The sequence below is a fragment of the Amycolatopsis sp. 2-15 genome (assembly GCF_030285625.1).
GTDB classification, from domain to species: domain Bacteria; phylum Actinomycetota; class Actinomycetes; order Mycobacteriales; family Pseudonocardiaceae; genus Amycolatopsis; species Amycolatopsis carbonis.
This window is the reverse complement of record NZ_CP127294.1, coordinates 3317287-3344115: the sequence shown is the minus strand read 5'-3', so window position 1 is coordinate 3344115 and position 26829 is coordinate 3317287. Positions and strand designations below refer to the sequence as shown.

General features: G+C 71.2%; 29 protein-coding genes and 2 tRNA genes. 16 read left to right on the top strand and 15 right to left on the bottom strand.

What is annotated here, in order from left to right; all coding sequences use genetic code 11:
• Nucleotides 1-72: 72 nt before the first annotated feature.
• Nucleotides 73-765 (top strand): DsbA family oxidoreductase, encoded by a 693-nt coding sequence (locus QRX50_RS16345; RefSeq protein WP_285972786.1) that lies wholly within the window; start codon nt 73-75, stop codon nt 763-765.
• Between the two features lie 21 nt (nt 766-786).
• Complete coding sequence (locus QRX50_RS16340) at nt 787-1425, top strand: FMN-dependent NADH-azoreductase (RefSeq protein ID WP_285972785.1); 639 nt, start codon at nt 787-789, stop codon at nt 1423-1425.
• Between the two features lie 39 nt (nt 1426-1464).
• On the opposite strand, the gene QRX50_RS16335 is transcribed toward QRX50_RS16340, so the two are convergent.
• The 3 genes from QRX50_RS16335 to QRX50_RS16325 are packed head-to-tail and all read right to left on the bottom strand — an operon-like array spanning nt 1465 to nt 3621.
• On the bottom strand, nt 1465-2325 hold the full coding sequence (locus tag QRX50_RS16335) for an ABC transporter substrate-binding protein (protein WP_285972784.1): 861 nt from the start codon (nt 2323-2325) through the stop codon (nt 1465-1467).
• 10 nt (nt 2326-2335) lie between these two features.
• Nucleotides 2336-3079 carry an SDR family oxidoreductase gene (locus QRX50_RS16330; protein WP_285972783.1) on the bottom strand — a complete coding sequence of 248 codons (744 nt, stop codon included), beginning with the start codon at nt 3077-3079 and terminating at the stop codon, nt 2336-2338.
• Nucleotides 3076-3621 carry a TetR/AcrR family transcriptional regulator gene (locus QRX50_RS16325; protein WP_285972782.1) on the bottom strand — a complete coding sequence of 182 codons (546 nt, stop codon included), beginning with the start codon at nt 3619-3621 and terminating at the stop codon, nt 3076-3078. The genes QRX50_RS16330 and QRX50_RS16325 overlap by 4 nt, the downstream gene beginning before the upstream one ends.
• A gap of 172 nt (nt 3622-3793) precedes the next feature.
• On the opposite strand from QRX50_RS16325, the gene QRX50_RS16320 reads away from it, so the two are divergent.
• The 6 genes from QRX50_RS16320 to QRX50_RS16300 all read left to right on the top strand — a co-directional run bounded on the left by QRX50_RS16320 (nt 3794) and on the right by QRX50_RS16300 (nt 6703).
• Complete coding sequence (locus QRX50_RS16320; RefSeq protein WP_285972781.1) at nt 3794-4123, top strand: aromatic-ring hydroxylase C-terminal domain-containing protein; 330 nt, start codon at nt 3794-3796, stop codon at nt 4121-4123.
• Between the two features lie 44 nt (nt 4124-4167).
• Nucleotides 4168-5121: a VOC family protein gene (locus QRX50_RS16315; protein WP_285972780.1), complete on the top strand. Its 954-nt coding sequence runs from the start codon at nt 4168-4170 to the stop codon at nt 5119-5121.
• Between the two features lie 82 nt (nt 5122-5203).
• On the top strand, nt 5204-5437 hold the full coding sequence (locus QRX50_RS16310; RefSeq protein WP_285972779.1) for an alpha/beta hydrolase: 234 nt from the start codon (nt 5204-5206) through the stop codon (nt 5435-5437).
• 17 nt (nt 5438-5454) lie between these two features.
• Nucleotides 5455-5847 carry an alpha/beta hydrolase gene (locus tag QRX50_RS16305; RefSeq protein WP_285972778.1) on the top strand — a complete coding sequence of 131 codons (393 nt, stop codon included), beginning with the start codon at nt 5455-5457 and terminating at the stop codon, nt 5845-5847.
• A gap of 54 nt (nt 5848-5901) precedes the next feature.
• Nucleotides 5902-6477 carry an iron-containing alcohol dehydrogenase gene (locus tag QRX50_RS50305; RefSeq protein ID WP_434533277.1) on the top strand — a complete coding sequence of 192 codons (576 nt, stop codon included), beginning with the start codon at nt 5902-5904 and terminating at the stop codon, nt 6475-6477.
• Nucleotides 6478-6559: 82 nt separating this feature from the next.
• The gene (locus QRX50_RS16300; RefSeq protein ID WP_285972777.1) at nt 6560-6703 is read left to right on the top strand and encodes a hypothetical protein; all 144 of its coding nucleotides are present in this window, start codon (nt 6560-6562) and stop codon (nt 6701-6703) included.
• 6 nt (nt 6704-6709) lie between these two features.
• On the opposite strand, the gene QRX50_RS16295 is transcribed toward QRX50_RS16300, so the two are convergent.
• A complete protein-coding gene (locus QRX50_RS16295; protein WP_285972776.1) occupies nt 6710-7678 on the bottom strand; it encodes an AraC-like ligand-binding domain-containing protein in 969 nt (322 codons plus the stop codon).
• Nucleotides 7679-7972: 294 nt separating this feature from the next.
• Here QRX50_RS16295 and QRX50_RS16290 point away from each other — a divergent pair.
• Both QRX50_RS16290 and QRX50_RS16285 read left to right on the top strand, forming a co-directional pair.
• Nucleotides 7973-8044, top strand: a tRNA-Val gene (locus QRX50_RS16290).
• Between the two features lie 26 nt (nt 8045-8070).
• Nucleotides 8071-8145: transfer RNA gene (locus tag QRX50_RS16285), tRNA-Val, on the top strand.
• Nucleotides 8146-8161: 16 nt separating this feature from the next.
• Here the strand turns inward: QRX50_RS16285 and QRX50_RS16280 are convergent.
• The gene (locus QRX50_RS16280) at nt 8162-9577 is read right to left on the bottom strand and encodes an FAD-binding oxidoreductase (protein WP_285972775.1); all 1416 of its coding nucleotides are present in this window, start codon (nt 9575-9577) and stop codon (nt 8162-8164) included.
• A gap of 657 nt (nt 9578-10234) precedes the next feature.
• On the opposite strand from QRX50_RS16280, the gene QRX50_RS16275 reads away from it, so the two are divergent.
• Entirely contained in the window at nt 10235-10642 is a 408-nt protein-coding gene (locus tag QRX50_RS16275; protein ID WP_285972774.1) for an enolase C-terminal domain-like protein, read from the top strand.
• A 125-nt stretch (nt 10643-10767) separates the two neighbouring features.
• Here QRX50_RS16275 and QRX50_RS16270 read toward each other — a convergent pair whose 3' ends face one another.
• The 4 genes from QRX50_RS16270 to QRX50_RS16255 all read right to left on the bottom strand — a co-directional run bounded on the left by QRX50_RS16270 (nt 10768) and on the right by QRX50_RS16255 (nt 14682).
• On the bottom strand, nt 10768-11337 hold the full coding sequence (locus QRX50_RS16270) for a DUF4232 domain-containing protein (RefSeq protein WP_285972773.1): 570 nt from the start codon (nt 11335-11337) through the stop codon (nt 10768-10770).
• A 91-nt stretch (nt 11338-11428) separates the two neighbouring features.
• Nucleotides 11429-11989, bottom strand: a complete 561-nt coding sequence (locus QRX50_RS16265) for a TetR/AcrR family transcriptional regulator (RefSeq protein ID WP_285972772.1) — start codon at nt 11987-11989, stop codon at nt 11429-11431.
• A gap of 82 nt (nt 11990-12071) precedes the next feature.
• Nucleotides 12072-13949: an MFS transporter gene (locus tag QRX50_RS16260; RefSeq protein WP_285972771.1), complete on the bottom strand. Its 1878-nt coding sequence runs from the start codon at nt 13947-13949 to the stop codon at nt 12072-12074.
• A gap of 223 nt (nt 13950-14172) precedes the next feature.
• Entirely contained in the window at nt 14173-14682 is a 510-nt protein-coding gene (locus QRX50_RS16255) for a cysteine hydrolase family protein (RefSeq protein WP_285972770.1), read from the bottom strand.
• 159 nt (nt 14683-14841) lie between these two features.
• Here QRX50_RS16255 and QRX50_RS16250 point away from each other — a divergent pair, with 159 nt between their 5' ends.
• On the top strand, nt 14842-16308 hold the full coding sequence (locus QRX50_RS16250; RefSeq protein WP_285972769.1) for an alpha/beta fold hydrolase: 1467 nt from the start codon (nt 14842-14844) through the stop codon (nt 16306-16308).
• Nucleotides 16309-17172: 864 nt separating this feature from the next.
• Here the strand turns inward: QRX50_RS16250 and QRX50_RS16245 are convergent.
• Together QRX50_RS16245 and QRX50_RS16240 are read right to left on the bottom strand one after the other, a co-directional pair.
• On the bottom strand, nt 17173-17724 hold the full coding sequence (locus QRX50_RS16245) for a hypothetical protein (protein ID WP_285972768.1): 552 nt from the start codon (nt 17722-17724) through the stop codon (nt 17173-17175).
• Between the two features lie 101 nt (nt 17725-17825).
• Nucleotides 17826-18701 carry a hypothetical protein gene (locus tag QRX50_RS16240; protein WP_434533346.1) on the bottom strand — a complete coding sequence of 292 codons (876 nt, stop codon included), beginning with the start codon at nt 18699-18701 and terminating at the stop codon, nt 17826-17828.
• Between the two features lie 255 nt (nt 18702-18956).
• On the opposite strand from QRX50_RS16240, the gene QRX50_RS16235 reads away from it, so the two are divergent.
• Together QRX50_RS16235 and QRX50_RS16230 are read left to right on the top strand one after the other, a co-directional pair.
• Complete coding sequence (locus QRX50_RS16235; RefSeq protein ID WP_285972766.1) at nt 18957-19451, top strand: MarR family winged helix-turn-helix transcriptional regulator; 495 nt, start codon at nt 18957-18959, stop codon at nt 19449-19451.
• Nucleotides 19442-20668: an MFS transporter gene (locus tag QRX50_RS16230; protein ID WP_434533345.1), complete on the top strand. Its 1227-nt coding sequence runs from the start codon at nt 19442-19444 to the stop codon at nt 20666-20668. The genes QRX50_RS16235 and QRX50_RS16230 overlap by 10 nt, the downstream gene beginning before the upstream one ends.
• On the opposite strand, the gene QRX50_RS16225 is transcribed toward QRX50_RS16230, so the two are convergent.
• Nucleotides 20665-21735 carry a glycoside hydrolase family 3 N-terminal domain-containing protein gene (locus tag QRX50_RS16225; protein ID WP_285972764.1) on the bottom strand — a complete coding sequence of 357 codons (1071 nt, stop codon included), beginning with the start codon at nt 21733-21735 and terminating at the stop codon, nt 20665-20667. The two genes, QRX50_RS16230 and QRX50_RS16225, sit on opposite strands and share 4 nt — an antisense overlap.
• A 123-nt stretch (nt 21736-21858) precedes the next feature.
• Between QRX50_RS16225 and QRX50_RS16220 the strand changes: the two genes are divergently transcribed.
• Together QRX50_RS16220 and QRX50_RS16215 are read left to right on the top strand one after the other, a co-directional pair.
• A complete protein-coding gene (locus tag QRX50_RS16220; RefSeq protein WP_285972763.1) occupies nt 21859-22437 on the top strand; it encodes a TIGR03086 family metal-binding protein in 579 nt (192 codons plus the stop codon).
• A gap of 16 nt (nt 22438-22453) precedes the next feature.
• Nucleotides 22454-23812, top strand: coding sequence for a class I adenylate-forming enzyme family protein (locus tag QRX50_RS16215; protein ID WP_285972762.1), 1359 nt, complete (start codon nt 22454-22456; stop codon nt 23810-23812).
• Between the two features lie 63 nt (nt 23813-23875).
• On the opposite strand, the gene QRX50_RS16210 is transcribed toward QRX50_RS16215, so the two are convergent.
• The 3 genes from QRX50_RS16210 to QRX50_RS16200 all read right to left on the bottom strand — a co-directional run bounded on the left by QRX50_RS16210 (nt 23876) and on the right by QRX50_RS16200 (nt 26781).
• Complete coding sequence (locus tag QRX50_RS16210; protein ID WP_285972761.1) at nt 23876-25318, bottom strand: hypothetical protein; 1443 nt, start codon at nt 25316-25318, stop codon at nt 23876-23878.
• A 207-nt stretch (nt 25319-25525) separates the two neighbouring features.
• Nucleotides 25526-26236: an anti-sigma factor family protein gene (locus tag QRX50_RS16205; RefSeq protein WP_285972760.1), complete on the bottom strand. Its 711-nt coding sequence runs from the start codon at nt 26234-26236 to the stop codon at nt 25526-25528.
• A complete protein-coding gene (locus QRX50_RS16200) occupies nt 26236-26781 on the bottom strand; it encodes a sigma-70 family RNA polymerase sigma factor (protein ID WP_285972759.1) in 546 nt (181 codons plus the stop codon). The genes QRX50_RS16205 and QRX50_RS16200 overlap by 1 nt, the downstream gene beginning before the upstream one ends.
• Nucleotides 26782-26829 lie beyond the last annotated feature (48 nt).

The window sequence follows — 26829 nt, the reverse complement described above, 5'->3', positions numbered from 1 at the left end:
GTAAGCCCCTCGAATCTGTTGCACCATCGGTGGAAAGCGGACCTCGAAGGGACCGATTTCGAAGGGAACACAGTGGACGTCGAATTCTGGTCGGACGTCGTCTGCCCGTATTGCGGGCTGATGGACCACCGGCTGCACACCGCGCTGGAGCGGTTCGAGCACGGCGCCGAGGTGCGCCTGGTGCACCGTTCGTTCCAGCTGCACCCGGACCTGCCGCGCGAAGGCGTCAGCCAGCGGCAGCTCCTCGTCGAGCACGGCCTTCCCCAGGCCGAGCACGACGTCCTGCGGCCGCTGGAACTCCTCGCGCAGGCCGAGGGCCTCACGCCGTACCACGTCCTCGACCGCACTTTGGGGCCGACGGATCTGGCGCACGAGCTGCTCGCCTTCGCCACCGAACAGGGGCGCGGGGCCGAGATCTGGACCGCGATGTTCCGGGCCCACTTCGGCCACGCCCGCAAACTGTGGACCCGCGCGGAAGTCCTGGATTTCGCCGCCGAGGCCGGCTTGGACGTCGACGCCGCGGCGGACGCGCTGGACAGCCACCGCCACCGCGCCCGCGTGCTGGCCGACCAGGCGATGGCCCAGCGCCTCGGCGCCCGCGGCACGCCGTTCCTCGTCCTCGGCGGCACCCACGCGCTCGCCGGCGCCGTCTCCACCGACCACCTCGTGTCCGCCTTGCAGACGGCCTGGACCGCCCGCCGGCCCGCGCCGCTGGGTGTGGGCGACGTGTGCACCCCCGACGGCTGCGCCGCTCCTTCCGCCTGACCCCCCACTTCCGGAGAAACCATGTCGTGCCTCTTGCGCGTCAACGCTTCCGCCACCCCGGACACGTCGTTTTCCCGGCGCGTCGCCGACACCTTCACCGAGACCTGGACCGGTGACGTCGTCACCCGCGATCTAGCCCACAGTCCGGTCGCCCACCTCGATGCCGCCGGCATCACGGCGCGCGCCACCGCGCCCGGCGAGCGCACCGCCGAACAGGCCACCGCCGCGGCGCTGCAGGACGAGCTCGTCGAGGAGTTCCTCGGCGCGAGCGCGTATCTGTTCGCGGTGCCGATGTACAACTACTCGATCCCGTCGGTGTTCAAGGCCTGGCTGGACCAGGTCATGGTTCCCGGCCGCACGATCGGGCTCGGCCCGGGCGCCGCCCCCACGGCCGGGCGCACCGCGGTCGTCGTCTCCGCCCGCGGCGGCGGCTACGGTCCGGGCGCCCCGCAGCACGGCAAGGACCACCTCGTGCCCGCGCTGCGCACCATCCTCAGCGACACCGTCCTCTTCGGACTCGACCTGCACTTCATCACGCCGGAGCTGACCTTCGCCCCCACCGTCGACCAGCTGCGTCCCCTGCTGCACCTGCACGAGGAATCGCTCGCCGACTCCCACGACCTCGCCCGCCGGCACGCCGAGAAGCTCAATCACGCGTAGCCACCGTTGCGAACTCAACCGCCAACCGCGGCCGGCAGCTCACGCCTGATAGATCCCGGCTGCCGGCTGCGTCGCCACCCCGAGCTCCACCGCGACCAAGTCGACGGCTTCCTGGGCCACCGCGAGGTCGACGTGGCCGTCGGCGGAGAAGTACGGGCCTATGTACGTGTCGAAGTGCCGCACCGCTTCGTCGCGGGTGAGCCGCGTCAGGAAGGAGGCGAGGTAGTCGACGGCGAGGTCCGGGCGTGCCGCGATCGTCGCGAGCGCGCGCCGGTTCGCCCGGACCAGGCCCTGCACCGCGGGACTTTCGGGCGAGTGGTGCGCGGGATCCACGGCGACCCCGACGGTCGGGATGCGGAAGTGGTCCCCGACCCACGCCAGCACGCGCAGGCCTTCCTCCTCGGCGACCTGCTCGGGCGCGAGGGTGCTGCCCACGTACGCCGCGTCGATCGACCCTTCGCGCAGCATCCGCAGGTCCATGCCGTAGTCGCCGGGCGCGCGCACGACGCACGTGAGGTCGTGGTCCGGGTCGAGCCCGTGGCGCCGCAGCACGATCCGCGCGAAGCAGCCCGGCGCGGTGAAACCCGCGTGCACGGCGAGCCGGCGGCCGCGCAGGTCTTCGAGGGACTCCAGGCCGGGCCGGCCGAGGAACCAGAACAGCGGGCGGTGGGTGTTGACGCTGAGCATCGTCCAGTCGATGCCGTCGGTCAGCCGTGACAGCACCGCGCGGCCGAGTCCGATGGTGGCGGCGCCGCGCAGGCGCCGGATGTCCCAGTCGATGCCGTCGCGGATGGCGACGTGGAGGCCTTCGTCCGCGTAGTAGCCCTCCTGGTCGGCGACGTGCGCGACGAGCTCCTCGTGGATCCCGCGCCCCACGTAAGCCAGATCGATGGTGTGCAAGGCAAACCTCTCAGTCCATTGCGGCGCCGCCGTTGACGGGCGCGTAGGTTCCGGTGGTGAAGCCGGCTTCGTCGCCGGCGAAGAACGCGATGGTGCGGGCCACTTCGGCGGGCCGCACGAGCCGGCCCATCGGCGTCGCCTCGCCGAGCCGGAGCACGCGCTCCGGCGACAGGCGCCGGATGCCGGTCGTCTCGTCCACTGTGGCCGGTGCGACGAGGTTCGCCGTGACACCGTGCGGCGCGAGCTCCTGCGCCACGAACCGCACGAACTGGTCGAGCGCGGCCTTCGCGGTGCCGAGCGTGATCATGCCTTCGCGCGGGCGTTTGGACAGCCCGGTGCTGAGGTACACGAGCCGGCCGTAACCACGGGCAACCATGCCCGGCGTCACGGCTTTGGTCACGAGGAACGCGGCCCGCAGCTCGCGGTCGAGCTTGCCGCCGAGCTGGTCCCAGGTGAGCTCGGCGTAGGAGGTGATCGCGAACGGCGTCAGTGCATTGTGGACGAGCGCGTCCACCCCGCCCCACCGGCGTCCGATCTGCTCGGTCATCGCGGCCACGTCGTCGGCCACGGTGACGTCGGCCCGGATCACCACCGCTTCCCCACCACGTTCGGCGATCTCGGCCGCCACCTTCTCGGCTTCCTCGGCGCTGTCGCGGTGGTTCACGACCACGCGAAAACCCCGCTCGCCCAGCAGTCGCGCGGTTGCCGCGCCGATGCCCCGGCTCGCCCCAGTGACGAGGGCGACGCGCGTCACCGGGCACCCGCCAGCACCTCGGCCGTGGCGACCGGACCGGTGGCGTCGCGGGAGAAGAAGTTGTCCAGCAACAGGCTCGACACGAGCAGCCGGGCCATCGTCGTGCACGCCCTCTTGCCGGGCGCGTCCGGCGCGGCGCCCAGGTGCCGCGCGACGTCACCGGTCGACGACTCGATGAGCCGCAACGCCACTTCCCGTACCTCGGGCTGTGTCCCGGCTTCGCGGAACACGATCACCTGCGAGTCGCGGTGCCGCTCGAACACCCCGGCCAGCTGGGCGGCCGCCGCGGCGAGCACTTCGCCGACGGTCGCCCCGGCCGGCACCGAAAGGGTGCCGCTGTACGCGCGCTCGCGCACGGTCGTGAGCAGCAAGTCCAGCTTGGTCGGGAAGTAGTAGAACACCGAGCCGGTCGGCACGCCCGCCTCGGCGGCCACCTTCGCCGTCGCGGTCGCGGCGTACCCGTGTGCTGCGAAAAGCTTCTGTGCCGCGTCGACGATCCGTTCGCGTGCCTTCCGATCGCCCGTCCGGGCCTGCGCTGTCATGCGGCTCCCTTCTCTTGATCGACTGGTCAATCGAATCGCGGCGCGGGCCGGTCTGTCAGCGCGGGAGCACGCGGTGTGCGCGCAGCGGACAGCTCCGTGCGCCTGGCAGCGATGCCCGGCGCACCCCGCGTGACTAACGTCCGGAGCACTCCGGAGTCGGCGCCGACCGGCCGTGCCGGCCGATCGCCGCTACCGGGCAGCGCGGATCAGAGGCGCCGACGAGTGGGCCGCCGCGGCGACGGCCGCCGCCGAATCGACCGGGATCGCGCTCGACGTGCACCGGGTCGGCCGCGCCGACAGTTTCACCGACACCACGGGCGGATTCTGCGCCGCGTATGGCATCGGCTCCACCGGCCTGGTCCTGGTCCGCCCCGACGGAGTGGTCGCGTGGCGCGCTTCGGACGAGACTCAGGTGGCGGCCGGAACGGTCGTCACCGCGTTGACTTCGGCGCTCGGTCACGCGGAGCTGCCCCGCGCCGCCGAACCAGCGGTCCACAGCTGAGCCCGCCGGTCACACCCGGCACCCACTTTCCGGAAAGGAATCCCATGGCCCACATCGAAGGCAGCCACCACGTCACGTTGTCCGTCGGCACCGCGCAGGAAGACGTCGACTTCCACGTGAAGACACTCGGAATGCGCTTCATCAAGCGAACCGTGCTGTTCGACGGCTCGACCCCGATCTACCACCTCTACTACTCCAACGCGGCGGGCGATCCGTCGTCCGTGGTGACCACCTTCCCGTGGGCGCAGGCCGGCCTGTTCGGCAAGCGCGGCACGAACCAGGCGCGGGAGGTGCAGTTGTCGGTGCCCTCGACGTCGCTGTCGTACTGGCACCAGCGCCTCACCGAGCACAACGTCGAGGTGCACGACGGCGAGCTGTTCGGCGAACGCCGCCTGCTGTTGCGCCACCCCTGCGGCATCGAGTACGTGCTGGTCGGCAACGGCGGCGACCCGCGCGTGGGCCACCCGGGCAACGGTGTGCCGCCCGAGCACGCGATCCACGGCATCCACGGCGTCGGCGTGCACGTGGCGACGCCGGACCGGATGGTCGAGTTCAGCCAGGAGACGTTCTTCGGCGACAGCGCGCTGACCGAAGAAGGCGACCGCGTGGCGTTGCGCATCGGCGGCGAGAAGATCGGCAACAACGTCGAGCTGATCGTCAACAACACCGACGAGCAGGGCACGTGGCGCTATGGCGCCGGCACGATCCACCACTTCGCCTGGAACCTCGGCACGCTGGCCAACCAGGACGAGGTGAAGTTCCAGGTCGAGGGCGCCGGCTACACGGACATCAGCGAGCTGAAGGACCGCAAGTACTTCAAGTCGGTCTACGTCCGCACCCCCGGCGGCGCGCTGTTCGAGCTCGCCGTGACCCACGCCGAAGGCGGCTGGACCTGCGACGAGTCGCCGCAGGAGCTCGGCACGGCGTTCCAGCTGCCCGAGCAGTTCGAGTCCCGGCGCGCGGAGATCTTCGGCCGGCTCGAGCACATCGAGGTCTGACGCGACGGCCCTCCGGCTGGACACCCCGCCGGAGGGCCGCCGTGTTTTCCGGGGTGCGTTTCGGGGCGAGAGGAACGAAGGTTTGTCCGACAACAAGCATCTGACCAGGCCCGTGCAGCAGTGGGGCGAGCCAGGTGAACACGCCCGGGTAGCCGTTCTCGCCGTGCACGGCCGGCAGCAGACGCCGGACTTCATGCGCGGCGTCGCGAAGGACATCGACGCGCCGGGCGTGCGCTACTACGCGCCCCATGCAGGAGGCGACACCTGGTACCCGCGGCGTTCACCGCTCCGCTTCAGGACAACGAACCCGACCTGACCCACGCGCTCGCGACCGTGCGGGCCACGCTCACCGCCATCGAGGCCGACGGCTTCGACCGGCGGCGGATCGTGCTGTGGGGGTTTTCGCAGGGCGCTTGCCTGCTCGCGCAGTTCGCCGTACACGAGCACCCGCGGGTGGGCGGTCTGGTCCTGTTCACCGGCGGCTACCTGGGCCCGGCCGAGGTCGAGGCCGCGCCGGGAAATCCGTTCGACGGGGTCCCCGCACTGATCCGCAGTATCGAGCACGACCCGTGGGTCGCCGTGGAGCGGGTCCTCTGGACCGCCGAAGCGCTCACGCGGCTGGGCGCGTCGGTCGACCTGCGCATCGACCCGGGCGACGAGCACGTGATCACCAGCGAAGCGACCACCTCGGCGGCCGCGCTGCTGGCCGGGCTTGCGGGCGCGTGAGCCCGGTGGAGTTCGGCTACCGCGCGTTGCCCGTCCGCGTGCGGTTCGGGGGCGGTGCGGCCGCGGAACCTCGCGGCCGAGGTCGCGGAGCTCGGCCTGGGCCGGCTCCTGGTGATCGCCGACGCGCCCGCAGCCGACGAGGTGACGCGCGAAGTCCCCGGCCGAGTGGTGGCGCGGTTCCGCGACGTGCGGCCACACGTGCCGGTCGAGGTGGCCGAGGCCGCCCGCCGGGCCGCCGCGCTGCACTCGGTCGACGGGGTGGTCACGATCGGCGGCGGCTCGACCACCGGGCACTGGCAAAGCCGTCGCCCTCACCACCGGGCTTCCGCTGGTCTGCGTGCCGACGACGTACGCGGGCTCGGAGGTGACGCCGGTCTGGGGGCACGACGAGCGCGGTTCGCAAACAGACCGGGCGCGACGACCGCGTGCTGCCCAGCGCCGTCGTCTACGACCCGGACCTCACGGCCACGCTGCCGCGGCCGGCCGCGGTGTCCTCGACGCTCAACGCGGTGGCGCACTGCGTCGAGGCGTTCTGGGCACCCGGCGCGAATCCGGTCACTTCGCTGGTGGCCGCGGAAGGCGTCCGGGTGCTCGCCTCCGGGCTCCGCGCGTCGGGTGCGCGCAGCGTGAGCAGCTGCTCTACGGCTCCTACCTGGCCGGTTCGGCGTTCGCCGTGGCCGGGCTTCGGGCCGTGTACCGGCAGGTGGGGACGGTGGCGGACCTGCGTTCGGTCGGGTTCCCGTTCGACCGGCTCGACGAGGCGGTCGCCGCCGTGTGCGAGCTGCTGCCGATCCCCAACCCGCCGCGGCCGGTGGACGCCCGCGCCGTCGAGGGCCTGCGGGCCGCCTGCGCCTGACGGCCGTCAGCCGGCTGAGGCCTCGCGGCGGAACTCGGCCGGCGTCACGCCGTACTCGTCCTTGAACGCGCGCCCGAAGTGCGACGGCGTCTTGAACCCCCAGCGCCGGCTGATGGCCGCCACCGACAGCTCACCGGACGAGACGAGGTCGCGCCGGCCCCGTTCGAGGCGGCGCGTGCGGATCCAGGCCGAAACCGTGGTGCCATTCTGCTGGAAAATGCCCTGCAGTTTCCGCAGTGAGATGAATTGCGCGGAGGCGATGGCGGCGGGGGACAATTCCGGGTCGCCGAGGTGTTCGTCGATGTATTCCCGGATTTGTCCGGGAATGACGTTCCTCTCAGTTTTCCCGCCATCGCCGGATACGTCCAGAATGCTTTCGAACATCGTCGAGACGAGGTCGAGCGCGTTGCGGACGGCGAGGTACCGCGTGCGGCCGGAGATGTCCTCCATGACGTGACCGAGCGTCATCAGCAGCGCGCCGGTCGCGGGGGCCAGCCCGTCGCGTGCGCTGATGCGGGCCGCGGTGAGCTGGTCGACGTGCGAGCGCGGCAGCCGCAGCAGGCGCTGGGGGAACTTGATGCAGACGTTGCGGTACTCGGCGCTGCTGACCACCGTCGCCGGGCGAGTGGCGTCGAAGACCGTGAGGTCACCGGGCTGCAGCACGGCCGTGCGGCTGCCCTGGTGGAACTCGCCCACGCCCGCGACCTGCAGGCACAGCACGTAGTCGGGGCGGCAGTCGCGGGCGATCGTGTCGGCGCTGCGGTGTGCGACGTGGCAGCCGGTGGCCATCTCGATGAAGTCGACGTCGGCGATCTTGCGGTTGCGCAGGTACCCGCGGAAGTGCTGCGGATCATCGGACTCGACGTTGAACGCGAGCAGCGACTGGGCGAGCAGCGCGCTCCAGCCGGAAGTGCCGAGCGCGTTGTACTCAGGGTGAGCGGCGGTGGTAGTCGAACGTGCTTCGCCGTGTCGCATCCGCCACCTCAAAGCCGCCTACTCCGAAATCGGTGCCGGACACCTGAACCGGAACCGAACGGCGCTATTCCACCTCGCCGTCAGAGCATATTTCCGTCATCGTGCGCCCCATTCCGGAGTTTGTCAACTCGTCTCGCGGGCCGGCGGTTTTCGCCCCGCGCCGGACCCGTCCATGAGTCCTCGGCCGGTGTCCCTTCGGGCCCCCGCCCGGGGTCGGCTGGACCGCGGCGCGGCGGAAGGGTGGCCCCCGTGGCGGGGCCCGGAAGGGGTTCGCTAAGCTCGTTTCCCGACAGCGCGCGATTAGCTCAGCGGGAGAGCGCTTCCCTGACACGGAAGAGGTCACTGGTTCAATCCCAGTATCGCGCACGTAGTCCGATGTGGACTCACCTGGAGGGCGATTAGCTCAGGGGGAGAGCGCTTCGTTCACACCGAAGAGGTCACTGGTTCGATCCCAGTATCGCCCACCACCACGATGGCCCCGGATCACTCGATCCGGGGCCATCGTGCTGTCGAGGGCACCGGCGTGACGGCCGCCGGCGCGATGTTGTGGTTGACGCGGAACAGGTTCTGCGGGTCGTGGCGCCCTTTGAGCTGCGCAAGCCGCTCGTAACGCGCGGAGCCGTACGCGGCGCGCACCTCGGCGACGGTCGTGGCCTGGCCGGCGGCCAGCAGGTTGGCGTTGCGCTCGTCCTGCGACCAAGGAGCGAGCGTGGCCACGAGGGCGTCCAGCTGAGCACCGGCCTCCCGCCCGCCGGCCCCGACGAGGGCCCACCGCACGCCGCGGCCGGCGACGGCGTTCGGCACGGCGGGCTCGTCGGCCAGCGCCCCGCCCAATGCCCGCAGCTCCACGAAACCCGGCTCGGTGCCGGAATCCGGGCCCGCCACCGCGAGCAGCGCGTCGGCCGCCCCGGCCGGGAACGATCGCAGCGCGGCCGTGCGCTCCAGCCAGCCCACGGGCGCCGACGGGTCCAGGTGCAGGCGGTGGCCGTCTCGGTACGCGGTCTCGGCGACGGTGTCGCGCACGGCCGGGGCCAGCGCCCGCAGCGGCGCGAGCGCGGCTTCCGCCTCGGCGGACGGGCCGAGGGACGAGAACCGCACGTGGACCACGACCTCCGCCGGCCGCGAGCGGCGCCGGAACGCGATCGACGACGACATCTCCCGCGGCAGAGCCGTCACCCACTCCCGCCAGGCGTGCAGGATCTTCGAGGCGTGCTCCCCCGCGAAGAACAGGCCGCCGCAGTAGAAGGACCGCACGGAAAACAGCGAGAACTCCGTCGACGTGACCACACCGAGGTTCCCCTTGCCACCCCGAAGGCCCCAGAACAGCTCCGGCTCGGCGTCAGCAGTCACCTCGCGCAACGCACCGTCGGCCGTGACGAGCCGCAACGCGCGCACGTGGTCGGCGGCGTATCCGTGCGTCCGCCCCAGAATCGGGCTGTGCCCGCCACCGAGGTGGTAACCGACGACCCCCACCGTGGGTGACGCGGCGCTCACGCCCGCGAGCCCGCTGTCGCCGGCCCGTTCGGTGACCTGGCTCCAGCGCGCACCGCCCTGCACGCGGGCGATCCCGGCCACCGGGTCGACCTCCACGGCGTCCATTCGCGACAGAGTGACCAGCACCGCGCCGCGCGCCCGGTTCACGACCTGGTGCCCGGTGGTGAGCACGGCGATCGGCAGCGCCCGGTCGGCGGCGAACCGCACCGCCGCCCGCACGTCGGCCACCGTGGTCGCCCCGATGGCCACGGCGGGCCGCAGCGGCGTGGCCAGGTTGAAGGTCGCGCACTCGGCTTCGAACCCCGCGTCGCCGGGCAGCACGACGGGACCGGTGAGCCGCCTCGACAGCCCGGCGACCTCGGCCGGGGTCAGTGACTCCGACGCCACCGTCTCATAAGGGCTCATCCGCATCGCCTTTCGCGTTCGACGGACCCAGCCTCACCGGGCCCGTGAAACGTGAATCAGACTTGCGACGCAGGTCACCGTCGCAAAGGGACGATGGGCACCGCGGCTCGTATCCTTCACCCGGAGTTCGTCCGTATCCCGACGACCGGTCCGCGGGCGGGGATGTTCGGCGATGGCGAAGTCCGATCCGGTCGAGTTCGACCTCTACGGGATGATCGGGCACCTACCGCGCACCACCCAGCAGCTGCACGTCGCCATCTGGTCCGACGTGTTCCCCGGCGGCCTCACCTCGCCGCAGTTCGCGGTGCTGCACGCCCTGGCCCGCGAGGGCCCGCTGACCCAGACGACGCTGCGCTCCCGCGCCCGCCTCGACCGCTCGACGGCCGCGGGCTCACGCTGCCCGCACTGTCCGCTGCGGACATCGCGGTGTGGGACCTGCGCGCACGCCGCGCGGGCTTGCCGCTGTTCCGCTCCTCGGCGCGCACCACGACGACGTCGAGATCTACGGCAGCCGCCGCGCCACGCACGCGATGTCGGTCGGGCAGCTGGTCGACGGCACGCGCGCGTACCTCGACGAGGGCTACCACGCCGTGAAGCTGCGCGCCGGCGCTCGGCGGGCGGAAGAAGACGCGGCCCGCGCGCGCGGTGCGCGAGGCCGTGGGCGACGACGTGCGGATCATGATCGACGCCAACGAACGCCTCGACCTCCCGACCGCGCTGTGGACCGGTGCCCGGCTGGCCGACCTCGGCGTTTACTGGCTGGAGGAACCACTTTCGTCCGACGACGTCACCGGCCACGCGCCGCTCGCCGCCGCCGTGGTGATGCCCGTCGCGGTCGGCGAGCACCCGCACGGGCGTTTCGAGTTCGCGGCCTACCTGCATGCGTGCGCCGCCTCGGTGCTGCAGCCGGGCGGGCCGCTGACGGGTGGCGTCACCGAATGGCTGCGGATCTCGGCCATCGCGGAGGCTTTCGGCGCGACGCTGAGCCCGCACTTCCTGCCGGAACTGCACGTCCATCCGGCGGCGGTCGTGCCGAATGCCCGTACGTGGAACACTTCCCGCTGATCGACGACTTGCTCCAGGAGACACTGACCATCCAAACGGACGCGTGGCCCCGCCGGACCGGCCGGGCCACGGGACGGTGTGGGACCTGTCCGCTTTGGACGATCTGCGCGTCCGGTGTGACGTGGTCAGAAGACGAGCACGCCCTGGGTGCTGGGCTGCAGCGTGCCGACCTTGACCGAGGTGACGTCGAACTCGGGGTAGCCGACCTTCTTGCCGTCCGTGCCGATCACGTCGACGACCGTCGTGCTCGTGCCGTGGGGCGGGATGAGCTTGAGGGTGGTCGCCACGAACGTGTCGGTGCTGCCTTTGTCGCCCGTTTCCCATTTGATGCCGGCGAACGCGTTGGTGCCCGGGCGCAGTGTGATGGACGGGCCCGCGCCGGGGATGTCGACGTTCTGCGTCGGCACCTTGAGCGGTGAATCGTCGGCGGCGAGGAACTGGAGCGCCGGCCAGCCCTGGATCGTCACGGGGTCCTTGCCGGTGTTCTCCAGGGCGAGCAGGCCGAGGCCCTCATTCTGGATGGTGAGTTCGGCGTGGAAGGACTGCTGGGTTTCTTGCTGGACCGCTGGTTTGTCCGCGTTCACCGCCGCGTTGTGGGTCGGCTGCGGCGCGCCGGCCGGTGGTGGCGTGGTGTTCGAACAGGCCGCCAGCGCGAACAGCACCGCGATACCCGGAACGATCGTCTTACCCTGCATGCGCACTCCCCTTCGTGGACGGCTCGTCACTACCCAGGACGGCCGGCCTCGAAACAGGTTCCGGTGCGCTGAGGCAATTTCCGTGCCCGGTTCACTCCATAGAGGACACCAGCCGCGTCACCAGAGCCGTGAGGCTCTCCTCGTCGAGCGCCGCGAGCTCCGGCAACGCACCCGACGTCCGCCCGATCAGCACCCCGGCGAACGCCGCCGTCAGCAACTCCGCGCGCGCCTGCGCCTGTTCGACACCTTCGGCGGCCAGCCGACGCGCGAGCGGCGTGACAATCCGTCGATGCAGCTCTTCCCGGGAAAACTCGTTGGCCTTCACATCGTCATGCGACTGCAGCGCGACCTGGTACAACGGCCCCGGTCCCTGCCTCACGGCCCGCCCGACCAGCCCGCGCAACCGCTCGGCGTCCCCGAGGTCGGGCAGCTCCTCGTCGCCGGTCTCCTCCTGCAACACGGCGACATACAGCTGCGCCTTCCCCCCGAAATAGCGCGCGATCATCGCCGGGTCGACGCCCGCCCGCTCGCCGATGTCGCGGATCGTCGCCTGCGCGTAGCCGCGCTCCGCGAAGAGTTCCGCCGCGGCTCCCAACAGCGCGGCCCGCGTCCTTCCGGCGTCCCGGCGCCGAGGGGTGGCTTGGTCCGTCATCCGCGCGCTCCTTCTGTTTCTTGCCGGGCGGCAGCCACCGGCAACGCGGCCCAGGTGCGCACGGCACCACGCGGCTGGTCCGTCATCCGCGCGCTCCTTCGGTCGTTTTTCCGGGCAGCAGCATGCCGAACAGCGCGGCGAGCACCCACACCGCCACCCCGGCGAAGGCGGCGACCGTGTAGCCGAGCGCGTTCGGGAAGTGCTGCCCGTCCGGCGTGTGCGCGACGAGGATCGCGGCGCTGAGGGCGCTGCCGGTGGAGTAGCCGACGTAGCGCAGCACCTGGTTGAAGCTCATCGCGCTGCCGGTCTCATGCGGGGGCGCGCCGCGCGTGATCATGCCGGGCAGCACAGCGAAGATCGTGCCGACGGCGAGCCCCGTGGCCGCCATGACAACGGCGAGCACCACGTAGTCGTGCCGCACGAAGCCGAACACGCCGACGCTCACGAGCCCGACCAGCGAAGCCCCGGGAATCAGCCCGCGCCCCCACCCCCGCCGGATCACCGACGGCGCGATCCGGCCGGCAAGCAGGCTCCCGATCGAGAACGGCAGCAACACCAGCCCCGCCACGACCACGGACCCGCCGAGCCCGCCGTCGGCCGGCGGCGTCTGCACGAACTGCACCATCAACGACGTCAGCAAATACATCCCCGTGCCCGACAACAACGCCGCGACGTCCGCCGCGAGCACCCCCGGCAGCCGCAACAACCGCAGCTCGACGAGCGGGTGCCCGCTGCGTCCCTCGTGCCACACCCACGCCACCAGCGCGCCCACCGCGACAAGCACCGAACCGACCGACGCCGCCGAACCCCAGCCCCACTCCTCACCCTTGCTGATCCACAGCAGCAACGCGCCAAGCCCCACGCCCAGCAGCACCGCCCCCGGCACGTCCAGCCGCTTCGCCTCGGCGTTCACGGCGTGGGGCACGACCTTGATCGCCGCCACCAGCGCAACCGCCGCCACCGCGGCCCCGAACCAGTACGCCGCCGGCAGCCCACCCAGCTCCGTGATCAGCCCGGTGACCGGGTACCCGAGCCCGACCCCCGCGACCGTCGTGATCGACAGGATCGCCATCGTCGGCCTCGCCTTCGCGGGCACCAACGCTTCCCGCGCCACCACGATCGTCAGCGGCGTCAACCCCAGCCCGGCCCCCTGCAACCCCCGACCCACCAGCAACGCCACAAACCCGAACGGCAACGCCGCCAGCACACACCCCAGCACCACGAGCCCCAGCCCGGCCAGCATCACGCCCCGCCGCGCCCGCCCGTCGCCGAGCCGCCCCATCACGGGCGTCACCATCGCCCCGACCACCAACGTCACCGTCAACGACCACTGCGCATCCCCCAGCGACACCCGGTGCACCACGGCCACTTCCGGAATCAGCGGCGCCCCCAGGCTGCTGATCACCGCCACGACGAGCCCGAGGAACACCAACGTGGGCACCAACCCCCGGGCAGTTCGCTCAGCCGCGCTGCTCTCGGCTACCTCGGTCGCTGCCTGCCCGGGCCGCGCGCGTGGCCCGCCAAGAACAGGCGTGTCCCATCCCGACGCCGCCGCCGGACCACGCGGCTGTTCCTCAGCCCTGCCACCCTCGGCGACCTCCCGCGAGGCGCGCGCGGACCCCGCGGTCGGCACACCGACGACAGGCCCATCCGATCCCGGCGCCAGCTTCGGACCACGCACCCGCCCCTCGGCTCCGGCAAGCTCCGGCGCCTTGCTCTCGGCATGGGCGGACCGCCCGCCTGCGGCGTCGAGCACCGGCGGCGCGCCAGGACCGTGTCCTTGCGAATCAGCCTCGCCCGCGCCGGCCGCGGAGCACTGCGATGCTTCGCCGGCCTCGTACGCACCGCACTCCGACACCTCGCCCGAGGCGCGTACGGGCGGCTTCTGCGGCCCGCTCACAACCGGCCCGCAGCGCGCACGCAGGCTGCCCACAGGTCCGCCAAGTTGCCGAGACCGCATCCGGATCGCCCAGGCGACCGCTGCCCACCAGGCAAGAATCCGGGCGCCATCACCTCGCCGGCACACCCCGGCAGCGCGCCCGGAGCGGCCCGCCAGGGTGTGCCACGCAATTCGCCCACAGCGGCCATTTCGAACATCGCGGCACACCTCAGTCATCAGTTGATGTCATCACCTGATGACTTACTCTACCCGCAGGGCAGTCGCGCAGCAGCGGTGATCTCCCTCAGCCGAAGTGGACCACCTCGCTCGAGGCCAGCGAGGCGCCCGCGGTGGCCAGTTCGGCGGCGACCGCGGCGGAGGCTTCCGCGGCGGGAGCGGAGCCGTCGTAGGTGGCGTGGGCGTCGGTGACCAAGGTGACCGGGTGGCCTCGCCGGAGGGCTTCCAGGGTGGTCTCGCGAACGCAGAAGTCGCTCTGCATGCCGGCGACGACGAGGGGCGCGCCAGTGGGCACGAGGGTCGACAGCGGGGTGCCGGCGAAGGAGTCGGGAGTGGTCTTGTCCACCACGTATTCGCCCGGAAGCACGTCGTGGACCAGAGCCCAGCCCGGTGTTCCGGGCACGTCGGGATCGTCGCCGGTGCCGTTGTTGCGCACGTGCACCACCGCAGCACCGGCGGCCCGCGCGCGGGAAAGCACCGCCTCGATCGCCGGGGCGACGGTCGCCGCGGAAGGCACCGGTTCGGGCGGGAGGAGCATGTTGTTCTGGACGTCGATCAAGATCAGCACGGGGACCATGCCGGAAGCATCGCACCCAGCCCCGACAAAATCCGTCGGTGCCGTAGCCGGAAACGATCAGCCACGTCACTCCCTCGGGAAGACACATCAGCCGATCGGCCGGGTTTCCGACCCGATCGCCCGAGGCTCCACGCTCCGTGCACCGCGATCATGATCATCATGAAGAAGCTCGTCCCCTTGCTGGCGGTCGCCGTCGCGCTGCCTGCGGTCGTCGCGGCCTCGCCCGCGCACGCGGCGCTCGCCTGGAGCCCGTGCCGCACCCTCATCAAGGAGTGGGACCAGACCGACGCGCGCACCGAGTGCACGAAGGTCTCCGTCCCGCTCGACTACGCCCACCCCGACGGCCGCCGCCTCGACCTGATGGTCAGCCGGCTGAAGGCGACCTCGCCAGAGAAGCGCCAGGGCGTGATCGTGGTGAACCCCGGCGGGCCGGGCAACTCCGGGCTCGACATGCCACTCACGCTGAGCCACACGACGGTGGCGGGCATGGGCGCGGACCACGACATCGTCGGCTTCGACCCACGCGGCGTGGGTTTCAGCGACGGCAAGGAATGCGACGTCGCACCCGAAGACGGCCCGGGCCCCGACCCGAGCGCGCCGCCCGCCGAGCAGTACCGGCAGGGCTACGAGCAGACGGCCAAGCAGAACGCCCGCTGCACCGCGTACGACCCGGAGTTCATCGCGAGCCTCTCCACCGACGTCGTCGCGCGTGACCTCGACCAGATCCGGATCGCCTTGGGCGAGCAGAAGATCAGCTTCTACGGCGTGTCCTGGGGCACCGCGCTCGGCGCCGTGTACCGCAGCCGCTACGACCAGCACGTCGACCGCATGCTGCTCGACTCCGTGATGCCGCCCGACTTCAGCCTCCGCACGATGAACAACGGCCAAGTCGACGCCGCCGAAGCCAACTTCTCCCGCTTCGTCGGCTGGCTCGCCGCGCGCGACGGCCAGTACCACTTCGGCACCGACGCCGCGAAGATCCGCGCGGACGTCACCGCCCTCGCCGCCGACCTCGACGCCCACCCGCGCCAGGTCACCGCCGACGGCAAACCGCTCACGTTCAGCGGCGGCAACCTCCGCACTGTGCTGACGTACCAGCAATCCCACTGGCCCGCGATGGCCGACACCCTCACCGATCTGCGCGACGGCAAGAACCCGCCGCTCGTCGGCGACGAGCCGGAGTTCACCGGATTCGGCCTCGAGAACAGCCAATTCGCCGGCTTGCTCATGCAGGTTTCCGTGCTGTGCAACGACCAGGGCGCCGACCCGAGCGAACCTGCCATGTGGCGCGAGGAGCAGCAGCGGCAGGCGTCGTCACCGCTGTTCCACGGCATGGCCGGCTACCAGCACTGGTGCGCCGGTTGGCCGCTGCCGAAACAGGCGTGGCACCTCGCCCGCGGCACGAGCCCGCTGCAACTGGTGGGCCACCGCACGGAGACGACCACGCCCGCGTCGTGGGCGGCGGACATGCGCCGCCACATCGGCGGTTCACTCCTGACCGTCGACAACGGCGCACACGGCTCCCTCGACCTCGTGGCGTGCGGTTCGAAGGCGGTGGAGTTCTTCCGCACCGGCCGGACTGCCACGGGCACCTGCCCGGGCGAGCCGACTGTTTCGTCCACATAGGACTGTGGCAGGGCCGGGCCCCGCAATGGGGGCCCGGCCCGCGCCCGCCGCCGCAGAGGTGGGGGAGGGACCACAGCGGCGGGCTATCCCTTACGTACCCGGCCGTCGCGCCCGTCAATCATCCGGGTGACGGCAATCTCCGGGGCGCGGATCTTGAAGGCTCTGATCTCGGCTGACCTTCCTCACGACACCGCCGGCGGACCGCCGAACAGCGCGCAATTCCGATCGCCGCCGATGCAACCTCGGCGCCCAGATTACGGAGCCCCTGGCTCCGGCCGCCGTCAATCACTCGAGCGGCTCCGGACTCCCGGGCCGCAGAGTTCCAAGGCTCCGATCTCGGCCCGACCTCCCTCACGACACCACCGGTCAGCCACCGAACAGCAAGCGATTCCGATCCCGACCGACGCAACCTCGGCGCCCAGGTCAAGAAGACCCCGGTTCCAGCCGCCGTCAATCACTCAAGTGGCTCCGGTCCCCCGGGCGGCAGGGATTCAAGGCTCCGATCCCGGCCGACCTCCCTCACGACACCACCCGCCGGCCGCCGAACAGCGCGCAATTCCGATCCCCGCCGCCGCGACCTCGACGCCCAGATCACGAAGACCCTGACTTCGGCCGCCAATCAATCGCCGGAGCGGCGCCGATCTTCTCGCAACACCCTGGCCAATGCCGATCGTCTAAGGGACACGCAGCTCCACGGCACCGCTCCGAAGCCCGGGTCATCACGGCCTCGGCCCAAAACCCGTTGTCAATCGCTGGAAGGGCGGTGATCTCCGCGCCATCCGGGCCAACACCGATCGCCGAAGCGGCATTCAGCCCCACGCCCCTGCGCCGAAGCCAGGGCCGCCCGCGGCCGGGAACTCGTTGTCAATCGTCGCGGCGGTCGCGGTTTCGGCGGGTCGGCCGGGCGCGCGGTTCCCGGTCCCGTCCGGACGGATCGGGAGCCGCCGGGCGGGACCGGGAGACCGGGGGTCCCGGCCAGGCCGGGTCGGTGATGATCTTGCCGGGGCGGTTGCGGCGGCGGGTCGGCGGGGTGGGACGCGGGGGTGCGGCGGCGGGCCAGTTCCGCGAGTCCGTGTTGCGGTTGCGGGGCTGCGGGAGCGCGAACGGTTGCGTCGGCGTCGAGTCCGGTCCGCCGAGGCGCTGGGCGACGGCGTTGGGCACCGGGCGTTGCCGGGCCGCGGGGTAGCGCGCCAGCGGGTCTGCTTCCCCACGAGAGCGGGTGGCCGGCGCCAAGCGGTGGCGGGCCCGGCCGCGCTGCGCGACAGCCAAGGGCCGTTCAGGAGACAGCAGCCGCCGGGTCGAAGGCGCCGCGGCCGGCTGCCTGGTGCCGTGCGGCAGGGCCGAGCGGCGCAGGTGCACCAGGGCGAGCGCCGCGAACACCGCGGCGACCGTCGCGAGGGGCCACCAGGCATGCATACGAGCTGCTCCCGTCGTGGAGGGTCCGCAGCAAGAGTGCCCGTTCCGCCCGGCGCCGAGCGGATGACCACACGCGTGGGTGTCACCCGGACCGGGGGTGCTCACTCATACACGACGTATGCGGGCTTCGGCGTGAGCGCGAGTACCTCGGACGGGGTCATCAGCGCGGCGCCGTGGCGCGTGTCCTCCTCGTAGAACAGCTTGAAGCCCGCCAGCACGTGCGCGGGTTTGGCCGCCATGAGCGTGCGCCAGGTCGCCTTCTTCGCGGCCGCGCTGCCGATGCCGTCGACGACCTTCACGATCGACACGCCCGGGTGCGGCCGCAGCGCGGCCTCGTCGCGGACGATCGAAGCCGCGACCTGGTGGTAGGCCATGATCTTGTCGGGCAGCCGACGGTCGTGTGCGAGCTGCGCGAGGTAGGCCGCGACGTCGTCGAGCTCGGCGCCCGTCGTCCGCCCGAACTTCTCGCCCGGCACCACGCCCGGCTCGACGGCCCACTCCGGATCGAGCGCGACGCCGACGTCCGGCTCTCCCAGCCACCGCTCGTACGCCCGCACCTCGGGCAGGAAACCCGCGCGGCCGGGCTGGATGTTGAGCAGCAGCACGCCGTTGAGCGCCCGTGCTTCGGCGAGGTAGTCGGCGATCGTGCCGTCGGACGCGCGGGTGCGGTACATCCCGTCGGGCCCTGGCGTGCGGTGGGCGGCCGTCGCGATGAGCTCGACGACGGGCGTCACCGCCTGCCGATACGCCCGTGACTGCCCGACGAGCTTGCGCCCGGCCGCCGCGAGATCGCCGGTCATCTCGCCGAGGGCTTTCGCGTGCGGCGCGCCGCAGAAGCCGACGAGCAGGCTCGTGGCCAGCGCGTTCGGCGGCGGAGGGGGTGGTGGCTGCGGTGGCGGTGGCGGCTGCGTGGTCGAGGACGGCTGTGCCCCGGCCGGCACTCGCCGCGACACCGCCCCGCAAGCACTCACGACCATCCCCGCGAACGCCACCGTGAATACCGCTCGACGGGTGAACCTCGGCTCGTGACGCATGCATCCTCCAAGCCGGCGGCGGTGGGGAATCCTTTGCCAGCGCCGGAAAAGTACCCGCGTGATCGACTTCCGAACCGGCATCGGAGCACCGGATTTCCCTTGACCCACAACGAATCAGCCGATTTCCCGGTCACCGGAACACTTCCCCGAACAGCCCTATTACAACAGCACTTATATAAGCCCTGTTACAATCCCCTCATGCCCGAGTTCACCGACCCCACCGAGCAGAGCCTCTGGCGCCCCATGCGCCTGCTCCAGCACGCCATGGACGACGACATCGGCCGCCTCTACACCGAGCGCGGCATCGAAGGCCTCAAACCGAGCTTCGTCATGGAGCTCCTGCGCCTGCACGCGCGTGGGCCGATGACGATCACCGAACTGGCGGCATCGGTCGAGCGGACCCACTCGGCGTTGAGCCAGAAGGTGGCCGCCATGCGCAAAGCCGGCCTGGTCACGACCACGGTGGGCGACGACGCGCGCAGCAAGAAGGTGGTGCTCACGCCCAAGGCGGAGGAGATCGTCGGCCGGCTCGCGGCGGAGTGGCGCGCGACGGAGGCGGCGCTGGCCGACCTCGAGGCCGAGATCCCGTACCCGTTGAGCAAGGTGGTCGTGGACATCGAGAAAGCGTTGGCGCGCAAGCGCTTCCACGACCGCATCGCCGAGAAGCTCGAAGGCGACGAGGCCTGGCGATGAGGGCGCAGCTGCTCGACGCGACGCCGTTGCGCAGCTCGCCGCAGTTCCGGCGGCTGTGGATCGGGCGCACGTGCTCGGTGCTCGGCGCGCAGCTGACGCTCGTGGCCGTGCTGTTCCAGGTCTGGGAACGCACGGGCAGCACGGTGTGGACGGGCACGGTCGGGCTCGCGCAGGCGTTGCCGATCGTGGTGTTCGGGTTGTTCGCGGGCACGCTCGTGGACCGCGTCGACCGCCGGCGGTTCTACCTGGTGATGACGGTGGCACAGGCCGCGTGCTCGGTGTTGCTGGTCGTGCAGAGCGCGGTGCCGGGGTTCCCCGTCGGCGGGGTGCTGGCGATCCTCGCGGTGCAGTCGGGTTTCGTCGCGGGCAGCGGGCCGGCGTCGCGCACGTTCATCCCCCGGCTACTGCCGCGCGAACAGCTCGCCGCCGGGCTCGCGCTCAACCGGATCTCCTTCCAGGGCGGCATGTTGCTCGGCCCCGCGATCGGCGGCGTGCTCATCGGCTGGGTCGGCGTGACCGGCTGCTACGCCGTCGACGCCGTGACCTTCGCTTGCGCGTTCTACGGCGCCTTCGGCCTCCCGGCCATGCAACCCGACGACGCTGCGCGCCCCGGCCTGCGCGGTATCGCCGACGGCCTCGCGTTCCTCGTCCGCACGCCCGCCGTCCGCGGCGCGCTCCTCACGGACCTCGCAGCGACGGTCCTGTCCATGCCGACGAGCCTCTTCCCGCTCGTCAACGCCGAACGCTTCGGCGGCAACCCGCGCACCCTCGGCCTGTTCCTCACCGCGATCGCTGTCGGGGGCGTGGCGGCGTCGGTGTTCTCCGGCGCCTTCACCCGCCTGCCGCGGCCGGGGGTGGTGATGCTGGTGGGGTCGGCCGCGTGGGGCCTTGCGCTGACACTGTTCGGGCTCACCACGAATCCGTGGCTGGGCCTGGGTTTCCTCGCGCTGGCCGGTGCGGCGGACACGGTTTCGGTGGTTTCGCGGAGCACGGTGGTTCAGCTGCACACGCCCGACGAGCTGCTGGGCCGGGTTGGCGCCGCTGAGCAGATCGTCGGACATGCAGGGCCGGATCTCGGCAACCTGCGCGCGGGGCTGGTGGCGGCGCCGACGTCTGCGTTGGCGTCGCTCGTCAGCGGCGGGTTGCTGTGCGTGGCCGCGGTCGCCGCCGTCGCCGTGACGACACCGAGCTTGCACCGGTTCGCCGTTCGCGGCTAGGACAATCCCTTGCGCAGAGCCGAAATCCGGTCCACCGACGCGGTGAAGTCCGGAATGTCGCCGAGGTTCCCGGCCAGAGCGTCGGCCGCCGCGTCGCCCTGGTTGACGTCACGGCCCGAGGCGAGGATCAGGTCGACGCCCGCCTTCGCGGCCAGCACGGCGCGGTTGCCGGTGTCGCCGTAGTCCTGAAGCGCGCCCGCCTCGAGGGCGTCGGTGATGGTGACGCCGCGGAAGCCCTCGTGCTGCCGCAGTTCCTCCTGGACGACTGTCGGCGAGAGTCCCGCCGGGAGGCTCGCGTCGAGCGCCGGGTACACGGCCCACGACAGCATCACGAGCTTCGCGGCCGTCCCCGTGTACGGCGCTTCATCCTTCGTACGCAGCTCCGGAAGCGGCACGTTCACCGTCACCGGTGCGACGTCCGTGTTGCTCCCCGCCGGCGCCGCCCCCAGCCCGGGGAAGTGCTTCGCCGTCGACGCGACACCCGTGGCCTGCTCCGCTGCGACGAAGTCCCGGCCCAGCGTGCCCGCCGTGGTGGCGTCGCTCGAGTACGAGCGGCCGTACTCGTCGATAAAGTTCCCGGCCTGCCGGTAGACGTCGAGCACCGGCGAGAGGTTGACGTTCATCCCCACGCCCGCGAGGTTCTGCCCGGCGCCCGTGCCGGCTGCCTTCGCCGCCGCCTCCGGGTTCGCCTGCTGCCCCACCTGCTTCTCCGACAGCGTCGGCTCGCCCGGCAGCCGCCGGACCTGCCCGCCTTCCTGGTCGGTCATCAACAGCAACGGCTCCTGCACCGGACTCTGCGCCGCCGCGTCGCGAAGCTGCTTCACCACGCCCGCGATCTGGTTGCTCGACGAGATGTTCTCGCCGAAGAAGATCACCCCACCCGCCTCACCCGCGCGAATCCGCTGCAGCAACTGCTCCGGCGGCGTCAACCCCGCGTACGAGTAAACGACCCGCTGCCCCGCCAGCTGCCTCGGCGTGAGCTCCCGAGCACCCGCCGCACCGGGCACCGCCCCCACCGTCACCACCGCCACCGCGACGGCGGCCACCACCTGCACGACTCGCTTCATGGCACTCCCTCCGGTGCGCCCACGGTAACGCCTGCGCGTGACAGGCGGAAACTTTCCGACCGAAGGGTGCGCGATGTCCGAAATCTGCCAGTGCCCCGGCCGCGACCACGGTTGACTCAGCGAATGATCCAACGCTTCCTCCACGCCGGCACCGAGTTCGGCCGGCGTCTGCGTCTGGTGGCCGCCGACCAGTGGTCGGCTCCGACCCCTTGCGCCGACTGGAACGTGCGCCAGCTCGTCAACCACGTCACCCGCGGAAACCTCAACTACATCGCCCTGCTGCACGGCGCCTCCGCCGGCGACTTCCGCCACCTCCGCGACGCCGACGCGCTCGGCACGGACCCGGTCGCCGCCTACACCGCTTCGCTCACCGAAACCGCCGCGGCGTTCAGCACACCCGGCGCCCTGGAGCGCCTCGTCGACTACCCCCTCGGCCGGATCCGCGGCGCGCAGGCCCTCGCCGTCCGCACCACCGACACCGTCATCCACACCTGGGACCTTGCCCGCGCCACCGGCACTGACGAAGCCCTCGACGCCGACCTCGTCACCTGGATCACCACCCACCTCGAGACGATCTACGCCGACCTCGCGGAAACCCCCATCTCGGCCGAGAGCACGCACCGATTCTTCGCCTCGCCGCACGGAACACCGGACCCGTCGCCACAAGGATTGTTGCTGCACCGCATGGGCCGGAGCACGTAGGGCTACCGTGCCGCAAGTGAGCTACTTCCTGACCCGCGTCCTCTCCATGCTCGACCAGGGCGGCGACACCGTGCTCTTCCACCACGAAGGGCGCGCCACCACCTACGGCGAGGCAGCCGACACACTCCGCCGGATCCACTCCGGCCTCAGCACCAAGACCGGCATCGTGGCGATCGACTCGCCCAACCGGCCCGAAGTGGTCCTCGCGCAGGTCGCCGCGCAGCTGCGGGGGCTCGAAGTCCTCCTCGTCGCGGCGTCGGCGAGCAAGCCGGCCCGGGAAGCAGCCCTCCAGCAAACCGGCGCGAGCCTCCTCGACCTCGACGAGCTCACCACCGGCCAACCGTCCACTCCGGACACCCTCCCCGACCGGGCCACCGCGATCTTCCCCACCGGCGGCACCACCGGCGCTCCGAAGCTCATCCGCCACACCGGCATCTACGACGGCATGGCCCACATCTTCGCCCCCGACGGCGCCCAAACCGTCCTCATCACCGCCCCGCTCACGCACATGACCGGCAACGCCGCGGCGCTCGGGGCGCTCCTCGGCGGCAACAAGGTCGTCCTCCGCACAAGTTTCGACGCCGAAGAGCTCCTCCGTGACATCGAAACCCACCGCGTCACCAGCCTCTCCCTCACGCCACCCAGGCTCGCGAAGCTCCTCGACAGCCCAGCGCTGGCGAGCACCGACGTCTCCAGCCTGAAATCCCTCTCCCTCGGCGCCGCCCCGCTTCCCCCAATGCGGCTCAGCCAGGCGCTCGATACCTTCGGCCCAATAGTCGGCCAGGGATACGGCCTCACCGAAGCACCGATGATCGCCGGCATCTCCGCAGAAGAACTCACCGAGGACCACCGGCTCGGCTCCGTGGGCCGCATCGTGCCCGGCATGGAAGCCCGCGCGGAAAACGGCGAGATCCTCGTCCGCGGGCTGTCCATGATGGACGGCTACCACGGCGAACCGCCGATCGCCGACCGCTGGCTCCCCACCGGCGACCTGGGTCACTTCGACGACGAGGGCTACCTCTACCTCCACGACCGCATCGCCGACGTGATCATCACCGGCGACCACGGCACCAAGGTCGCCTCCACCGCCATCGAGCACACCCTGCTCACGCATCACGCCGTCAAAGCCGCGGCCGTCTTCGCGGTTCCTGGACAAAACGGTGAGGGGGAACTGGTGCATGCCGTAGTCGTGACGCACGCGAAAACAACAGAAACCGAACTCCGCCACCACGTGCGTGAAGAACTCGGCGGAGACCACTTCGTACCATCCACAGTGGGCTTCACCGACGAACTCCCCCTCACCCCCGTGGGCAAAGTGGACAAACGAAAACTGGCCGAACCGTTCTGGTCCGGCCACTCGCGCCACATAGCGTAAAAGAAGAGCCGGTGTGCGCACCCCCCGTCGGTGCGCACGCCGGCTCTTCGGCTACTGATTACTTCACTTGTCGCCGAAGCGGATCGAGGCGACCTGTTTGTCGAACCCGATCTTGCTCAGGTCGGGCACGCTGGCCGTGATGACCATCGACTGGCCGGTGCAGTTCGGGCCCTTCCAGAGCTTCACCGGGCCACCGCTGAGCTGGATCGAGGAAACTTGCGTCGGCTGCGGGTTGGCGACACAGCCCGGGCCCGAGACCCCGAAGGAACCGTTGGGCTCGGCGAAGTTGACGCCGCTGTCGAGGATCGCGCTGCCGTTGCCGAGGGTCACGCCACCGGGAGGAGTCGTGGTGCTCGAGGACGGCGGGGTCGCGGTCGAGGAAGACGACGCGGGCGGGGCCGTCTGGCCGCTGGAGGCGGGGGCGCCACCCTTCGGCAGGACCTTGCCGCCGGTCGGCGAGATGGCGAACCAGGTGCCGCCGACGCCTTCACCGTTGATGTCGCCCGGCTTCTTGTCGCCGGAGAAGCGGTAGATCGCCCAGCCGCCGATGGTGACCTGGCGGGTGCCGTCGGCGCGGGTCAGGATGCCGATCTTGGCGGCGGGAACACCGTTGACGAAGATGCGCGAGCCCGGCTTCACGAGCACCGGCGGCCACTTCACAGCGCAGTCACCGTTGCAGGTGGACGTCGGGGGCTTCGGGCTGTCCTTGTCGAAGCGGTAGAGCGTCATGCCGGCACCGTCGTGGACGATCGGGTTCAGGCCACCGGCCGAACCGCGGGTCAGCTGCACCCACTTCATCGCCGCGTCGTCGGTACGCGGGCCCTTGTAGTCGTCGCCCTGGGTCATGTCCGCGCCGTTTTCCTTGGCGGTACCGGTCTTGTAGTCGACCCCGGTCGTCGGGTCGGTGCCTTCCTGCGAGGTCTGCGCCTTGCCACCCTCCGGCGTCACGCCGAACCACGTGCCCTGCACGCCCTGGCCCTTGGCCTGGCCCGGCTGCGAGTCGCCGCTGAACTTGTACACGGGCCAGTTGCCGATCGTGACCTGCAGCGTGCCGTCCTGGCGCTTGACGAAGCCGACGTCGTTCTTGTCGACACCGTTGAGGAACACCTTGCCGCCCGGCTTCACCGTGACCGCCGGCCAGGTCTTGGCGCAGTCACCGTTGCAGTTGGACGTCGGCGGCTTCGGGCTGTCCTTGTCGAAGCGGTAGAGCAGGAAGCCCTTTCCGTTCAGCACCACCGGGTTCAGGCCGGACGCGGAACCGGCGTCGAGCTCCACCCACTGCTCGGCCGCGTTGGTGTCGGCCGGGTCGGCGAGGTCGCCGGTGTTCTGCGGCGCGCCGTTCTCCTGGGCCGTGCCGGTCAGGAAGTTGACCGACGAAGCCAGGTCCGCGCCCCCGGCACCGGCCGGAGCGGCACTCGGCGTGCCGGCGGTGGAACCGCACGCCGTCAGCGCCGCCACACCCGTCGCCACCAGGGCGGCGAGCATCGCAACTCGAGTACGCAACATTTCGGATTTCTCCCTGTCAGAGCCGGCTGCCGGAGATGGCGAGCCTTCGATGACCGGTACACGGGTGTGGTCCCCGTGAGGGTTCACCGAAGTTTCGTGACGGCTGTCACACCGGCCCGAAACGGGAACTCCTTGTCAGGACAGCAGAAAGGCGCTGCCCGTTCGTCCAGTCCACACTGGACGAACGGGCAGCGCCTTTCGAAGAACCTACAGCGAGGCCGACACGAACTGGTGCCCGTCGGTGTTCTCCACGAGCACCGACGCGACGTTCGCCGGGTCGACGAGCGCCGAACCGTCGAGGTTCACGCCGTCGCTCGCCGCTTTGTCCGACACCAGCCAGTTGCCGGCGATCTCGCGGCTGCCGTCCTTGCCGACCACCACGAGCCGGCACTTCTGCCCCTCCGGGATGCCGGTGACGGACGCGTTGAGCCGCACCCAGCCGGCCGCCGGGGTGACCGCGACGTTCAGCCGTGCTCCCGAGGCGGATTCCCCCGTCGCGTTGCGGGTTCCCGGTGCCACAGTGGCCGGCGCGGACACCGGCGGCGCGGCGACGGCCGTCCCTGCCCCACTGTCGCCCGACTTGCCCACGAGCACGCCCGCGCCCAGCGCCGCCGCGGCGACGATGACCGCCGCCGACGCGGCCAGGATCCGGCCCCGGCCGCGGGCACCCGCCGACTCCGACCTGATCTGCCGCAAGGTGCGTTGCAGCAACAGGTCCGCGTCGTCCGGCGGCCCGTCGAGCAGCGCCTCGGGCGGCAACGCGCCCAGGAACTCCTGCATCTCACGCAATGACTCCACCTCCTCCCGGCACTCCGCGCAGGTCGTGAGGTGCTGCTCGACGTCCTGCTGGTCGGTTGTGCCCGCCTCGCCGGCCACGTAGGCCTCGAGGTCGAACCGGTCGCTGTGCGAAGTGTTCATCAGGCGGCCCCCACTCCCAGTCGCTGCGACCGGAACTGCTCACGCAAAGCGCGCAACCCGTAGTAGGAGCGCGATTTCACGGTGCCCGGTGGTATGCCCAATCTCTCGGCGGTCTCGCCGACCGTCCGCCCGTGCAGGTACACGTGTTCGAGCACTTCGCGGTGCTCGGCGCTCAGGTCGTCCAGCGCCGCGAGCACCACCATCGAGTCCACGACCTGGTCTGAGTGGTCGCGCGCCACCGGCACGGTGGTCGGCGACTCAGCCACCTCCGTGGGCCGCGCGGCCCGCGCCCGGATCTTGTCCGTGACCAGGTTCCGCACCACGGTCAGCAGCCAGCCACGCACCGAGCCCTTGCCGTTGACCAGGCTCTCGGGGTGTCGCCAAGCGCGCACCAGTGCCTCCTGCACGACGTCTTCCGCCGCCGCTCGATCACCGAGCAGCCTTGTGGCGTACGCCAGCATCGCCTTGCCGTGCTCCTCGAACAGCGAGCGCACGAGAGCCTCGTCGGCGACCTGCTGGCGATGACGGGTCCTAAACCCGGCCATCCGCTACCACCCTCCCGAGTCCCGCAAGGTGCGGGAACTCCTCACCTC

Coding starts and splice junctions, on each gene's coding strand:
- QRX50_RS16340 (WP_285972785.1), top strand. CDS start 787: ATGTCGTGCCTCTTGCGCGTCAACGCTTCCGCCACCCCGGACACGTCG.
- QRX50_RS16325 (WP_285972782.1), bottom strand. CDS start 3,621: ATGACAGCGCAGGCCCGGACGGGCGATCGGAAGGCACGCGAACGGATC.
- QRX50_RS16315 (WP_285972780.1), top strand. CDS start 4,168: ATGGCCCACATCGAAGGCAGCCACCACGTCACGTTGTCCGTCGGCACC.
- QRX50_RS16295 (WP_285972776.1), bottom strand. CDS start 7,678: ATGCGACACGGCGAAGCACGTTCGACTACCACCGCCGCTCACCCTGAG.
- QRX50_RS16280 (WP_285972775.1), bottom strand. CDS start 9,577: ATGAGCCCTTATGAGACGGTGGCGTCGGAGTCACTGACCCCGGCCGAG.
- QRX50_RS16270 (WP_285972773.1), bottom strand. CDS start 11,337: ATGCAGGGTAAGACGATCGTTCCGGGTATCGCGGTGCTGTTCGCGCTG.
- QRX50_RS16265 (WP_285972772.1), bottom strand. CDS start 11,989: ATGACGGACCAAGCCACCCCTCGGCGCCGGGACGCCGGAAGGACGCGG.
- QRX50_RS16260 (WP_285972771.1), bottom strand. CDS start 13,949: ATGCGGTCTCGGCAACTTGGCGGACCTGTGGGCAGCCTGCGTGCGCGC.
- QRX50_RS16255 (WP_285972770.1), bottom strand. CDS start 14,682: ATGGTCCCCGTGCTGATCTTGATCGACGTCCAGAACAACATGCTCCTC.
- QRX50_RS16250 (WP_285972769.1), top strand. CDS start 14,842: ATGAAGAAGCTCGTCCCCTTGCTGGCGGTCGCCGTCGCGCTGCCTGCG.
- QRX50_RS16245 (WP_285972768.1), bottom strand. CDS start 17,724: ATGCATGCCTGGTGGCCCCTCGCGACGGTCGCCGCGGTGTTCGCGGCG.
- QRX50_RS16240 (WP_434533346.1), bottom strand. CDS start 18,701: ATGGTCGTGAGTGCTTGCGGGGCGGTGTCGCGGCGAGTGCCGGCCGGG.
- QRX50_RS16235 (WP_285972766.1), top strand. CDS start 18,957: ATGCCCGAGTTCACCGACCCCACCGAGCAGAGCCTCTGGCGCCCCATG.
- QRX50_RS16225 (WP_285972764.1), bottom strand. CDS start 21,735: ATGAAGCGAGTCGTGCAGGTGGTGGCCGCCGTCGCGGTGGCGGTGGTG.
- QRX50_RS16220 (WP_285972763.1), top strand. CDS start 21,859: ATGATCCAACGCTTCCTCCACGCCGGCACCGAGTTCGGCCGGCGTCTG.
- QRX50_RS16210 (WP_285972761.1), bottom strand. CDS start 25,318: ATGTTGCGTACTCGAGTTGCGATGCTCGCCGCCCTGGTGGCGACGGGT.
- QRX50_RS16205 (WP_285972760.1), bottom strand. CDS start 26,236: ATGAACACTTCGCACAGCGACCGGTTCGACCTCGAGGCCTACGTGGCC.
- QRX50_RS16200 (WP_285972759.1), bottom strand. CDS start 26,781: ATGGCCGGGTTTAGGACCCGTCATCGCCAGCAGGTCGCCGACGAGGCT.